Origin of the sequence: Pelomonas parva (assembly GCF_043555835.1) — a bacterium.
Taxonomy (GTDB): domain Bacteria; phylum Pseudomonadota; class Gammaproteobacteria; order Burkholderiales; family Burkholderiaceae_C; genus Pelomonas; species Pelomonas parva.
This window is the reverse complement of sequence record NZ_JBIGHV010000001.1, coordinates 312,561-325,781: the sequence shown is the minus strand read 5'-3', so window position 1 is coordinate 325,781 and position 13,221 is coordinate 312,561. Positions and strand designations below refer to the sequence as shown.

General features: G+C 63.9%; 12 protein-coding genes. 9 read left to right on the top strand and 3 right to left on the bottom strand.

Annotated elements, in window-relative coordinates; translation table 11 throughout:
- Positions 1–38 precede the first annotated feature (38 nt).
- Entirely contained in the window at positions 39–845 is an 807-nt protein-coding gene (pepA, locus tag ACG00Y_RS01250) for a flocculation-associated PEP-CTERM protein PepA (RefSeq protein ID WP_394475445.1), read from the top strand.
- Between the two features lie 103 nt (positions 846–948).
- Here the strand turns inward: pepA and ACG00Y_RS01245 are convergent, their stop codons facing one another.
- Positions 949–2,190 carry a glycosyltransferase gene (locus ACG00Y_RS01245; protein WP_394475444.1) on the bottom strand — a complete coding sequence of 414 codons (1,242 nt, stop codon included), beginning with the start codon at positions 2,188–2,190 and terminating at the stop codon, positions 949–951.
- Positions 2,187–3,269: a nitroreductase family protein gene (locus ACG00Y_RS01240; RefSeq protein ID WP_394475443.1), complete on the bottom strand. Its 1,083-nt coding sequence runs from the start codon at positions 3,267–3,269 to the stop codon at positions 2,187–2,189. The genes ACG00Y_RS01245 and ACG00Y_RS01240 overlap by 4 nt, the downstream gene beginning before the upstream one ends.
- Positions 3,270–3,369: 100 nt before the next feature.
- Between ACG00Y_RS01240 and ACG00Y_RS01235 the strand changes: the two genes are divergently transcribed.
- The gene (locus tag ACG00Y_RS01235) at positions 3,370–4,248 is read left to right on the top strand and encodes a ThiF family adenylyltransferase (RefSeq protein ID WP_394475442.1); all 879 of its coding nucleotides are present in this window, start codon (positions 3,370–3,372) and stop codon (positions 4,246–4,248) included.
- Here ACG00Y_RS01235 and ACG00Y_RS01230 read toward each other — a convergent pair whose 3' ends face one another.
- Positions 4,249–5,040, bottom strand: coding sequence for a PEP-CTERM/exosortase system-associated acyltransferase (locus ACG00Y_RS01230; RefSeq protein ID WP_394475441.1), 792 nt, complete (start codon positions 5,038–5,040; stop codon positions 4,249–4,251).
- Between the two features lie 306 nt (positions 5,041–5,346).
- On the opposite strand from ACG00Y_RS01230, the gene ACG00Y_RS01225 reads away from it, so the two are divergent.
- The 7 genes from ACG00Y_RS01225 (at position 5,347) to ACG00Y_RS01195 (ending at position 13,217) form a co-directional block, all read left to right on the top strand.
- Positions 5,347–5,922, top strand: coding sequence for an XrtA/PEP-CTERM system exopolysaccharide export protein (locus tag ACG00Y_RS01225; RefSeq protein WP_394476170.1), 576 nt, complete (start codon positions 5,347–5,349; stop codon positions 5,920–5,922).
- 68 nt (positions 5,923–5,990) lie between these two features.
- Complete coding sequence (locus tag ACG00Y_RS01220) at positions 5,991–7,580, top strand: XrtA system polysaccharide chain length determinant (RefSeq protein WP_394475440.1); 1,590 nt, start codon at positions 5,991–5,993, stop codon at positions 7,578–7,580.
- Positions 7,577–8,566 carry an XrtA-associated tyrosine autokinase gene (locus tag ACG00Y_RS01215; protein WP_394475439.1) on the top strand — a complete coding sequence of 330 codons (990 nt, stop codon included), beginning with the start codon at positions 7,577–7,579 and terminating at the stop codon, positions 8,564–8,566. The genes ACG00Y_RS01220 and ACG00Y_RS01215 overlap by 4 nt, the downstream gene beginning before the upstream one ends.
- A complete protein-coding gene (locus ACG00Y_RS01210) occupies positions 8,496–10,082 on the top strand; it encodes a TIGR03016 family PEP-CTERM system-associated outer membrane protein (protein ID WP_394475438.1) in 1,587 nt (528 codons plus the stop codon). Before ACG00Y_RS01215 ends, ACG00Y_RS01210 begins: the two co-directional genes overlap by 71 nt.
- Positions 10,083–10,159: 77 nt before the next feature.
- Positions 10,160–11,257, top strand: coding sequence for an XrtA/PEP-CTERM system-associated ATPase (locus ACG00Y_RS01205; RefSeq protein WP_394475437.1), 1,098 nt, complete (start codon positions 10,160–10,162; stop codon positions 11,255–11,257).
- Positions 11,258–11,273: 16 nt separating this feature from the next.
- Positions 11,274–12,167 (top strand): XrtA system polysaccharide deacetylase, encoded by an 894-nt coding sequence (locus tag ACG00Y_RS01200; protein WP_394475436.1) that lies wholly within the window; start codon positions 11,274–11,276, stop codon positions 12,165–12,167.
- Positions 12,168–13,217, top strand: a complete 1,050-nt coding sequence (locus tag ACG00Y_RS01195; RefSeq protein ID WP_394475435.1) for a FemAB family XrtA/PEP-CTERM system-associated protein — start codon at positions 12,168–12,170, stop codon at positions 13,215–13,217. It begins immediately after the preceding gene.
- Positions 13,218–13,221: the final 4 nt, after the last annotated feature.

The following is a 13,221-nucleotide window of genomic DNA, read 5'->3' as shown; positions in this document are numbered from 1 at the left end:
TGCGAAGGTCGCATGTTCATTACGTTAGGAGAGTTGACATGAACTTGAAGAAGATTGCCGCCGCGCTCTCGATGGCTGGTGCCACCGTTTTCAGTGGTGGAGCGCTTGCCGATCCCAGCATCACCAACGTGGATGGCACGTTCACCCCGTTCGGCGGGTTTGATTGGGCCTCCGCTTCGGGCGCTTGGACCTCCGGTTTCAGCGGCGTTGTGGGCTCCACCTTTGCCCTCAACTATGTGGGTTGGGCTGTTTCCGTCACCGACCTGCTTGGTCAGGAGATTGAGCAGTTCTCGAACCTTGACGCCACGGCTAACGGCGTCAAGAAGAACGCAAACGCCTACGAATACACGGTCGTCGCCACCTTCAATGAGAAGATCATCGGCTGCGTCAGCGCATCGCAATGCACGTTCCAGGTGACCGGTGGCACGTTCGACATTTACTACGACGTAGCAGCCAATGCCGTGGCAAACACCGCAGCATGGGCAAATTTTGGTGACGGCACGAAAATCCTGTCGGGCGTATTCTTTGGTGGTACTACCACGACGTTCACCACGACTGCCGGCGGTCAAGCCAACCTGAACGGCCTCGTGACCTACACGAACAATGCGTTCATCAACCCGAATCTGGTCAGCACGAACGTGACTTCGACCTTGCAGCTCGGTTCGGCTGTGACCAATTTCGCGTCTCCGACCTCGCTTGACGGCAACGCGATCGGCGCCGGCCAGATTGTGTTCCAGGCGGACGCTAACCAGACTTTCTCGGCAAGGGTGCCTGAGCCGGCTTCGCTGGCCCTGGTCGGCCTGGCTCTGGGTGGCCTCGGCTTCGTCGCCCGCCGCCGCAAGTAAGTTGGCTGATCCGGCTCAGCCGGTCAGAGCAAAGCGCCCCGAGAAACTCGGGGCGTTTTTTTGTTGGGCGTCTCGGTCGCGGTGCTGCTGCCAAATAGATCCGCTAGCTGAGCGGGGTCAACAAGCGCGCTGCCGCGCGGCTGAAGGCGGCTCCAACCCCGTCAGCGGCCACGAGCAGCGGCTGTTGTAGCTTCCTGGCTGCGGCTGTCGCAGCCGCGGCCTCGGAGCGCAGTAAGGCCTCGGCAGCCTTGCGGACAACTGCCACGCTCAAGCGGTCGGCGCGCAGCGTGACGCCTGCGCCGACCGCCTCGATAGGCGCCATGTTCAGGAACTGATCCATGTTGCTGGCAATGGCCAATGTCGGAATACCGGCGGCCAGTGCCTGCTGAGTGCTGAGGCTGCCGCCATTGCAGATCATCAGCCGCGAGCGCAGCGCGGCAGCATCGCCCGGCAAATAGCTCGCTAGGCGCGCATTCGCTGGCGCGCTCAACGGCGCAGGCGCGCCGGCCGTCGATGCGAGCACGCGCACCGGCAAGTTCTTCATCGCCTCAAGGATCACCGGTAGCAGCGAGTTGTTGCCGGAGCTGCCCATCGTGACGTAGACGCTGCCCAGTTCTTCGCGGGCGGGTTCGTCCCACCAATCCGGTATCTGCGCGCTGGGTGACCACATCAGTGGGCCGATGTAGCTGTGGGTATGGCTCTGCCCGCTGATCGGGTAGAGCGGCGCCAGGTCTGGGATCAGCAGATGGTCGGCATCGGTGTAGACGCGCCGCAGGTTGTTGCCCAGCGACGGCAGCTTGTGATGCTTGCGCAGCCGGTTCATTGGTCGGCAATGGGGGATGAATGCCAGCGGTCGGAATGTGTGGAAGAGCGCGGCGGCTAGCGGTAGCGGCAGCATGCGGCTCAGCGGAATCACAGGTAGCGCATAGCCGCCCTGGTATTGCGGCGTCCAGTAGGCATTGGTGATTGCCATATACGGCACGCCGGCCAGCCGCGCGCTGACCGACAGCGAGAGCCGGAAGTCGCCCACCACCAAATCCGGCTTGAATGCCTCGATCAGCCTGAGATCCTCGGCCACGTAGGAATTCAGTGTCTCGAAGTCATAGACCGGTGTGCCTCGCGCGAGGGCCATGTTGAACTGCGCACTCGGAATGCTGCGGATGTTTGCGCGCTGCCATGGGCCGTCTGCGGCAAAGGTGGCATACCGTGGGTCGCAAGCCAACAGCAACTGATGGCCTGCCGGCGCGATGTCACGGGCAAGCGCAATCGGCCGCGCTACATGGGCAAGCGTGACTGCTTCGGCAAAGAGTGCAATCCGGAGCGGCCGATCAAGTGGCCCCTTCATGCGGCATCCGTCATCAGCAGGCTGTCCAGCGGCCGGCGCAGCGAGCGCGAGCTTGGTTGCTCGCCGTTGCCGACACGGCCCATGAAGACGGCATGGGCTGCAGCATGCTCGCCAACCACGCCGACGAAGCGCTGTTCGAGCTGCCTTGCCATCTGCTGTGCACCGGGCTTGCTTGAAAAGTTAATGCCTTCCCGCGCGTAGCGTGTAAAAACCAGTGGCGTCACCTCGGGCTGCAACTGCAAGCCCAGTTGCGTGGCTGTCAGCCAGAAGCGCTGTGTCGCGCGGCCGGCTGCAACATATTCATCGATCGTGCGCGCGGGGGTTTTGGCAAGCAGCAGGAAATGGGCGGCGCAGGCCAGCCCTGGTATGAAATCAAGTTGGATGCGCGGCGCCCAGGTGCCGGCGAAGTAGCGGTTGAACATTTCCACCCGCTCCCAGCTCCGCATGACGAAGCGCATCAGCCGGGTCGTCATCGGATCGGTGCCAAGCGCTTGGTCCGGCACTCGCTCCACGCTGAACTGCGCCCCCCATTCGATGATGTCCTTGTGGACCTGGTAGGCCTCAGGTGTAACTAGCCGGATCTTGGCTGAGTGGAACAGCATCTTGGCGATCTTCAGTCGCTCGCCAGAGCTTTCCAGCCAGGTGACGGTGTGGGCGGGGCCGACGGCATCTGTGAGTGCCTGCCTTTGCTGACCCGTCAGGGGCTGCGTTCTCAGCGGGCGGCGCTGCACGCTGCGTGTCTTGATGCTGGCGAGAAGCGGGTCGGCGGCAACGGCGGTGTCGGTGTGGAATTCAAGATCGAATACTGGCCGCGTTTCCGGCGCATCAAGCCGCCGCCGCACGTCGAGGCGAAGCTGATGGTGGCTGGCGGCGATGGCGGCTGTCTCGATCATGGCGCCGATGGAGATCTGGCTTGGATGGCCGTCCAGGTCGTAGACGCAGTGCTCGCGCGTATCGAAGCCATGGACGACCACATGATTGGCGCTGATGATCTCGAAGCGCCAGGGCTGCGTGTTGTCCCCGCTGGGCGCCCAGCGGGCCAGGTCGAGAATTTCGAGGACGGTGGCGTCAAAAGCCATGGGGCACTACCTCTCGTGCTGGTGATTGCTGCGCTGTGGCCATACCATGATGGCATTTTTCAATCGACGGCGCGGCTTTGCATAGCGCAAAGGATGAGTCTTGAGTACATCTCAGATTTTCGACTATGGACAGGCCTTTTCCAGAAACATCGGTTGGCTGACGCCGGCCGAGCAGGGGGTGCTGCGGTTTGCACGGGTGGCGATCGCGGGTCTGGGCGGAGTGGGGGGCGCGCATCTGCTCACGCTGGCTCGCCTGGGTGTGGGGCGCTTCAATATCGCTGATTTTGATGAATTCGGCGTGCACAACATGAACAGGCAGGTTGGAGCGTTCATGTCCACGGTGGATCGGCCGAAGGCGCATGTGCTGGCTGAAATGGCCAAGGACATCAACCCCGAAGCCGATGTAGGCGTCTTCCCGGAAGGAGTCACCGAGGCGAATCTGGATGATTTCCTGCGCGATGTCGATGTGTACGTTGACGGCATCGACTTCTTTGCGCTGCCTGCACGGCGCATGTTGTTCAGGGCCTGTTACGAGCGGGGTATCCCGGCGCTAACGGCGGCGCCGTTGGGCATGGGGGTGGCCTTGATGTATTTCAAGCCTGGCGCAATGAGCTTCGAGCAGTATTTCCGGGTGGAGGGGCGCAGCGAAAAGGAGCAGTACGCGCGCTTCATTGCCGGCCTATCGCCGGCGATGCTGCAGCGTGGTTATCTGGTGGAGCCGTCGGCCGTGAATTTTGACGAGAAGCGGGGGCCATCGACCATGATGGCCTGCGACCTGTGTGCGGGCGTCATGGGTACATCCGTGCTGAAGGTGCTGCTCAGGCGCGGGCCCATACGCCCGGCGCCATGGGGCATGCATTTCGATGCCTACCGCCAGAAGTTACGCTTTACTTGGCGCCCCTTTGGCAATGCCAACCCTATTCAGCAGCTGATGTTGATGCTGATCCGGCCGCTGCTGGAGGGCAGGGGGCCTCGCTGATCAGGTGCCGGGATGCCATCCGTTCGCCTTGAGGGCTTGAATCGCTTCCGGGTGGCTGGCAAAGGCCTTTTCGACGGATTGCTGAACCACGTCGTAAAGCGGGCGGATCATCGGGCGCAGATTTTCAACCACCTTGCTGGAACTGAGCAGGGATGGGACGCGTGTGCCGCGGTGCTCGATGGGGCTCCCCACGGTGCGGATGTCGAAGCCGATGCGCAAAAAGTGGCTGGCCAGCCGGGGTTCTGTCAGCACGAAGACATGTTCCACGCCGAGATGTCTGGCAACGGCGGCGGCGGCAAGATAGAGACTGACCGGAATGAAGGGGAAGCGCGGCATCGGTTGATCCGGCGCGAAATTTGTTTCGGATGCCGACGTCATGGCGACGCCTTGTTCGCCTTTGCGCTGCCGGAAGGTGCTGACCACGGCCAGGCGTGAAACTTCACCAATGGAGTTTCTGGGTAGTTGCTCCGGATCGACGATGCCGCGATCAAGGGCGTCGCGACAGCTTTCTTCGAACGGCAGTTCTTTGCCTTGTCGAACCAGGATCAGGCGGGTGCATCCGACCGGGGCCAGGGTGCCCTGTTGGCGCAGCAGGCAATGGACGGAGTGCAGGTCCGCGTCATCGGTTTCCATACCATCGGCCCTGATGGGCTCCCATCCGAGGTCGCGGCAATACACTTCGTGCCGAATGCGGTAGACCTCCTCGCGCGTCTCTTGTGTGAGCGCTGGAGCAATGGTGAAGTAATTTTGGAACGCTGCGGCAAGATCCCGGGTTCCTTGCGACTCAAGCATGTGATAGCCCTTTGAGTATGCGTGCATGGTAGCCGCACTGTGAGGTTTGGCGGTGGCAGGCTCTTGGGACGTGCCGGAAAACACGTTCTCCCCCCGAATCGGCTGCTGGAGTGGCGGCCAGCCTATGGCATCATCCGGCGCACCAAATCTGGCCTGGGCGGTTGCTTCAGGCCTTGGGCTTTTTGATGATCAGACTGGAGAGGACTCGCCTTGAACGCCATTCATGCTTCGAACCGTGTTGATGCGCAATTGACGTCATCGGGCGGCGTGCAGGCGCGGCGCGGGCTGCGGGGGGCATTCCTCGCGCTGGTGGCGGTGTGGCTGGTGGGTTGTGCCGCCCCGTTGCATCCGCCGGCGCCGGCGGCGGCGGCACCAGAAGATTACAGCTACATCATCGGCGCCGGTGACAACCTAAGCATCATGGTCTGGCGCAATCCCGAGCTGTCCATGTCTGTGCCGGTGCGGCCCGACGGCAAGATCGCCGCGCCTTTGGTCGACGAGATGGTTGTTCAGGGCAAGACATCGGTGCAAGTTGCGCGTGATGTCGAAAAGCAGCTCAGCAAGTATGTGCGTGACCCGGTCGTGACGGTCATCGTCACCGGCTTTGTCGGCCCGTATAGCGAGCAGATTCGCGTCGTTGGAGAGGCCGCGAGGCCACAGTTCCTGCCGTTCAAACAGAAGATGAGTTTGTTGGATGTGATGATTGCCGTTGGAGGCCTGACGGACTTCGCTGCTGGTAACAGCGCCACCATCTTGCGCACGGCTGATGGCAACAAGCAGTATTCGGTACGCTTGAAAGACTTGATCAAACGCGGGGACGTTTCTGCGAACGTTGAAATGCGACCTGGCGATATCCTCATCATTCCGCAGAGCCTGTTCTGAATCGCGCTTGGCGCGTGAGCGTCGAGTTGCGCGTGTCGTCGCTAAAGCAATAACCGAGACTGTTTTCGATGGAATTGCTGATTGCTCAGCTGCTGGTCATCGTCCGGCGCATGTGGAAATACCGCTGGGTCGGGCTTGTCGTGGCCTGGGTGACGGGCGTCGTCGGTGCGGTGGTTGTGTTCGTGCTGCCTGATCGTTACGAGGCCAGCGCTCGCATCTATGTCGACACGCAGTCGATCCTGAAACCGCTGATGTCGGGGCTGGCGGTGCAGCCCAATGTCGAGCAGCAGGTGACGATGCTGAGCCGCACGCTGATCAGCAGGCCGAACGTTGAGAAGCTGGTCCGCATGGCAGACCTGGACCTCAAGAACCAGTCCAAGGCTCAGCAGGAGGCCACCATCGAGGCGGTGACCGGCAGTCTGAAGATCCAGAGCAGCGGCCGCGACAACCTCTACATCCTGGGCTACCGCGACAGCGATCCGGAAACGGCCAAGCGCGTCGTACAGGCCCTGGTGTCGATCTTTGTCGAATCCAGCCTTGGCCAGACGCGTCAGGGCACGTCGACCGCGACCACGTTCATTAACGAGCAGATCAAGGCCTACGAGGCCAAGCTGGAGGAGGCGGAGACACGGTTGAAGGAGTTTCGCCTCAAGAACCTGGCCCTTGGCGCTGACGGCAAGGATTCGGCGGCGCAGATATCTGAAGTCAGCGCCCAGCTTGAGCGGGCCCGGTTGGAATATCGCGAAGCGGTGAACGCACGTGAAGCGGCCAAAGCGCAGTTGGAGGCCGAGAAGACGGGCGGTGGCGGTCAGACCACGGCGCAGAGTCTTATCCAGGAAGCTAATGCCAACGTAAGCACGCCCGAGTTGGATGCGCGGCTGGCGGATCTGCGCCGCAACCTCGATGCGCTGCTGCAGCGATTTACCGATCAGCATCCAGACATCATCTCCACGCGCAAGTTGATCAAGGATCTGGAGGACCAGCGAAAGCGCGAAATGGCCGAACTGCGCAAGGCGGCGATGAAAATGCCCACGGTGTCTGCTGCTCAAAGTGGCGGTAGCCCGGCCGCCCAGGAGATGGCACGCATCTTGGCGACGACGGAAGTTCAGGTCGCTTCGCTGCGAGCTAGGGTGGACGAGTACTCGAGCCGCTACGCCCAGGCCATGGCGGCATTGAAGACCGCCCCACAGATGGAGGCGGAGGCGGCTCAGTTGAATCGTGACTATGCAATCCAGAAGAAAAACTACGAGGATCTCGTGCAGCGGCGCGAGCAGGCTGCCCTCTCGGGCGAATTGGATGTTGCTTCGGGCGTGGCGGACTTTCGTGTCATCGACCCCCCACGCGCCAATCCCAAGCCTGTAGCACCTAATCGCCTGCTGCTGCTGGCCGGTTCGATGGCTGCTGCGTTGGGTGTCGGCCTATTCACGACCTTTGCAGCCAGCCAGTTGCGCCCGGTCTTCCATGACGCCAATGACCTGCGCGCCCGTGTTGAGCTGCCCATCCTGGGGGTGGTGACGCGGCTGGTTACTGACGCCGACCGGGCCCGGCAGCGCGTGGACCTGATCCGCTTCTCTGCGGGCGCTGGGGGGCTGCTGGTGATGTTTGCCGTTGCGTTGACGATATTGGCCGTGCAGCTGAGCCGGCAGGTGGTGACATGACCAGCTTGATCGAACAGGCCGCCCAGCGGCTTGAACAACTGCGCCAGGCAGGTGTTGTGCTGCCCGGCGATGAGCAGGCGGCGCCCGTTGCGGCCGCCAACCTGCCGGCCGCGCCGATTGCCGCCGCCCCAGAGGCGGTGCCGGTGCATGCGCCCCAGTCCGCCCCCAAGCCCGTGGGCATCTCCCTGCTCGACGACGGATCTCACCCCTCGTCCAAGCGCGTGGAACTGGATGTTGTTGCGCTGGCGGCCCAGGGCTTCCTGATGCCGCACACGCCGCGCTCGCAGACGGGTGACCAGTACCGCGTCATCAAGCGGCCGCTGATCAAGAACGCCATGGGCAAGGGCGCGGCGACGATCAATCACGCCAACCTGCTGATGGTGACGAGTGCGCTGGCGGGCGAGGGCAAGAGTTTCACGTCGGTCAATCTGGCGCTCAGCATCGCGGCCGAGCTCGACAACACCGTCATGCTCGTCGACGCCGATGTGGCGCGCCCGTCGGTGTTGCGCATGCTGGGGCTGCCGCAGGGGCCGGGTCTGCTGGACGTCCTGGAAGAGCGTGTCGACATGTCCGAGGTGTTGCTGCGCACCAATGTCGAGAAACTGACCATCCTGCCCAGCGGCACGCCGCATGCGCGCGCGACCGAGCTGCTGGCCAGCGACGCGATGATCCGTCTGCTGGACGACATGGCACAGCGCTATCCCGACCGCATCATCATCTTCGACTCGCCGCCGCTGCTGCTGACGACCGAATCTCGCGTGCTGGCGTCCCATATGGGCCAAATCGTCATCGTCGTCCATGCCGAGAAGACGCCGCAGAGCGCCGTCCAACAGGCGCTCGCGACGATTGAGACGTGCCCGGTGAAGATGATGCTGCTCAACCAGGCCAGCCCGAACGCCGCCGGCGGCTACGGCTATGGGTACGGCTATGGGTACGGCTACGGCTACGGCTATGGATACGGCAGCAATGACTCGGCGCAGAGCTGAGCCGCGCTGCCTCGCGTTCGCATTCGCAGCCTGGGCGGCGTTGTCGCATGCCCAGGAGGGCGGTGCGAGCGGCGCAGGCGCCATGACAGTGGTTCCCCGGCTCGCCCTGATGCAAACGTGGACGGACAACCTGCTGCTGGATGACCGAAACAAGGACGCCGCGCTGATCACTACCTTGTCGCCGGGTATCAGCATCTCGGCCAACAGCGGTACGCTGCGCGGCACGCTGGACTATGCGCTCAATGGCATTGCCTACGTGAAGACGGAGCAGCCGTCGCGTTTGCAGAACTCGCTCGCTGCGAGCGCGCAGGCCGAGTTGATCTCGCGAAGGCTATACGTCGACATGCGGGCCAGCATCGGCCAGCAAAGTGGCTCGGCCTTCGGTCAGCAGAGCGTGCCGACGCTGGGTTCGCAGGGCTCGGTGTCCAACCTTGCCAATGCCAACCAGCGCGAGACCGGCACGCTCGCGGTGTCGCCGTCGCTTCGGGGCATGCTGGGAAGCCTGGCTTCCTACCAACTGCGCGGTGACGTCACTCGCACCGAAGTGCGTGGCAGCAGCCTGGGCGACAGCCGCGGCGAAGGGTTCTCGCTGCGCGTCGATGAATGGAACGCCGGCCTCCTGGGCTGGTGGTTGTCGGCCAACACGCAGCAGACTCGGTCGGCGCTCGCGGCGTCCAGCCGCAGCAGCGCGATGGCACTGGGGTTGACCTACCGGCCTGACCCGGATTGGACGGTCTCCGGCAATGTCGGCAGCGAACGCAGCAACTACCTGGGCGGCACGCGAAACAGCACCACCGCCGGTGCGAACCTGCAGTGGACACCGACGCCGCGAAGCCGGGCGGGTGCGACCTGGCAGCGGCATGACTACGGCAACAGCCACACGCTGAGTCTGGAGCACCGCATGGCGCGTTCGGTCTGGCGCATTGCCGACACGCAGAGCACGGTGCTGGGCAACACGGGCGCCAGCGGTGGCGTGCGCAGCAACTACGACCAGTTCTTTTTGCAGTTCGCGGCAATTGAGGACGACCCGGTCAAGCGCGACGCGAGGGTACGGGAAGCTCTGCAGGCCCTGGGGCTGTCTCCCGATGCGCCTGCGGCCGGCGGCTTTCTGTCCAGCGGGCCGAGCCGGCTGCGCAGCCAGTTGCTCAGCTTCACGCTGCAAGGCTTGCGCAGCACGCTGTCGGCCCAGATGAATCGCTCGATCACACGGCGCCTGGGAAGCAACCTGAATCAGGGCGACCTGGCCAACAGCTCCCGCATCGAGCAACGCTCCGTGTCCTTGTCCGCCAGCCATAGGCTGACGCCCCAATCGGGACTGTCGATGACCGCCTCGCGTCAGGAGACTTCGGGCGACCTGGGCAGTCAGCAGACCCAACTCAGCAGCATCATGGTCAACTGGAACACGCGCCTGGGTTCTCGCCTCAGCGTCCAGGTCGGTGCGCGTCACAGCCGTTTTGAGAGCGTCACGCCCTACACCGAGAATGGCGCCTACGCCAGCTTGAGCCAACGTTTTTAAGATGAAGCAGTTCCCACGCGCACCTTCTTTGCCGCCCGCCGCGCGCCGTGGGTCGCTCGCAGCCGGGCACCACTGACATGTACGAAGCCTTCTACGGCCTGGGCAGCAAGCCCTTCCAACTCAGCCCGGACCCCAACTTCTATTTCGGCAGCAAGCAGCATCGCCGGGCGAAGGCGTATCTGGACTACGGCGTGCTGCGCAATGACGGCTTCATCGTCATCACCGGCGAGATCGGTGCCGGCAAGACCACGCTGCTGCGCGGCCTTCTGGACAGCCTGAACCGCAGCAACGTCGTCATCGGCAATGTCGTGACGACCCAGCTCGATGCCGAGGACACGCTGCGCATGGTGGGCGCCGCCTTCGGCGTGCGCGTCAAGGACGCGCCCAAGTCCGAGCTGCTGATGACGCTGGAGGCCTTCTTCGTCAACCAAGTCACGCAGGGCAAGCGCTGCCTGCTCATCGTCGACGAGGCGCAGAACCTGACCGCGCGTGCGGTGGAGGAGTTGCGCATGCTCTCCAACTTCCAGTTCGCCAACCAGTCGCTGCTGCAGACTTTCCTCGTCGGTCAGCCCGAGTTCCGCGGCATCCTGCAGAAGCCCGAGATGGAGCAGTTCCGCCAGCGTGTCGCGGCCACCTGCCACATCGGCCCGCTGGACGAGGACGAGACGCAGCGCTACATGGAGCACCGCCTGAAGTGCGCGGGCTCCACTGGCAAGCCCACCTTCGAGCACGATGCCTTTCCGGCCATCCACAAGGCCAGCAACGGCATTCCGCGCCGCATCAACCGGCTGTGCGACCGCCTGCTGTTGCTGGGCTTCATGCAGGGGCGCTCGCATTTGACGCTGGCCGACGTGAAGGAAGTGCTGCGCGACATCGCCCAGGAAAGCGAGATCCCGCGCAACAGCGACGTCAGCCCGCTGGACAGCACACCCGCCAGGCTGCCCGACAGCCGCCCGGCACCACTGGACAGCGCGCCCGGCAGCTTGGACATCGCCAAGCTGAAGATGAGCGTCGCCGAGGTCGATGGCTTGTCCAGCGAGATCGCGGCCCTCAGCGCCGACCACCACACCGACCGGCTGCAGCGCCTGGAGCGCAGCATGATGCGGCTGGAGCGCATCAACCTGCAGACGCTGGCCCTGCTGCAGAAGCTCGTCGACGCGGTCAAGCAGCATTGAACCGAGCAGGACCGTCATGCTGATGCCCAACAAGAACCCCGCCCCACGCAATGCGATGAGCATTGACGTGGAAGACTACTTCCAGGTTTCCGCCTTCGCGCCCTACATCCGCCGCGACGACTGGAACGGGCTGGAATGCCGCGTCGAGCGCAACATCGGCCGCATCCTCGCGCTGCTGGCCGACAAGCAGGTCCACGCCACCTTCTTCACGCTGGGCTGGATCGCCGAGCGTTACCCACAGGTCGTCAAGGCGATCGTCGCCGGCGGCCATGAACTGGCCAGCCATGGCTATGGTCACGAGCGCGCCAGTGACCTGAGCCCGGCAGCCTTTCTCGAAGACATCGCCAGCGCCAAGAAGCTGCTGGAAGACCTTGGCGGCGTGCCCGTCGTCGGCTACCGCGCGCCGAGCTTCTCCATCGGCAAGGGCAATCTCTGGGCCTTCGACATGCTGCGCGACGCCGGCTATCGCTACTCCAGCAGCGTCTACCCGATCGCGCACGACCACTACGGCATGCCCGACTCACCGCGCTTTGCCTACCCGGTGCGCGAGGGGCTGCTGGAGATCCCCGTGACGACGCTGCGCGTCGGCTCGCGCAACCTGCCGAGCAGTGGCGGCGGCTACTTCCGGCTGCTACCTTATGCGCTGTCGCGCTGGATGATCCGCCGCGTCAACGAGATCGATGGCGAGTCGGCGGTCTTCTACTTCCATCCCTGGGAGATCGACCCGGGCCAGCCCCGCGTGGCCGGTGTCGATGCGAAGTCGCGCTTCCGTCACTACGTCAACATCTCGCGCACCGAGGGCCGCATCGCGCGGCTGCTGGAGGACTTCCGCTGGGGGCGCATGGACGAGATCTTCCTCGGCCGCGAAGCCGCCCCGCGCGCGCTGGTGCCCTCGCTGAGCCCGGCCTGAATGAGCGCGCCCCTCCGCATTGCGCAGCTCGCCGCGCAGGACAAAGCCTTGTCCGCGCGCTGGGACGCCTTCGTGGTCGCCCACCCGAAGGCGACCTTCTTCCACCGCAGTGGCTGGTTGCGCGTCATTGAGGGCAGCTTCGGTCACCGGGGCTTCTTTCTCTACGCTGAACGTGACGGCGCCATCGAAGGCGTGCTGCCGCTGGTCGAGATCAGGAGCCGGCTGTTCGGGCATTCCGTCGCCAGCCTGCCATTTGCCGTCTACGGCGGCGTGGCCGCGCTGAACGACGAGGCAGTCGCAGCACTCGAAGCCGAGGCCGAGAAGATCGCCCGGGGGCAGGGCGCCGAGCATCTCGAGTACCGCAACCTCGGCCCCACCCGTCACGCCGACTGGCCGCGGCAAGACCTCTACGTGACCTTCCGCAAGGAGATCCTGCCCGAGGAAGAGGCCAACATGCTCGCCATCCCGCGCAAACAGCGGGCCATGGTGCGCAAGGGCATCAAGAACGACCTGCGGGCGGCCATCGACCCAGGAGTCGACCGCTTCTTCGACCTCTACGCCGACAACGTGCTGCGCCACGGCACGCCGGCCATGCCCAAGAAGTACTTCCAGGCCTTGCTCGACGAGTTCGGCGCCGATGCCGAGGTGCTGACCGTCACCGCGCCGGATGGCAAGCCGCTGTCCTCGGTGCTGAGCTTCTACTTCCGCGACGAGGTGTTGCCCTACTACGCCGGTGACGACGAGGCCGCGCGCGACCTGGCCGCCAATGACTTCAAGTACTGGGAGTTGATGCGCCGTGCCTGCGCGCGCGGGCTCAAGGTGTTCGACTACGGCCGCAGCAAGCAGGGGACGGGGCCCTATGCGTTCAAGAAAAACTGGGGCTTCGAGCCGCAGCCGCTGAGCTACGAGTACCGCCTCTTCAAGCGCGACTCGATTCCCCAGAACAACCCGAACAACCCGAAGTACCAGCTGATGATCAAGGCTTGGCGCAAGCTGCCTATCGGCGTGGCGAACTGGCTCGGGCCGTTCATCGTCAAGAACCTCGGGTGAGGAT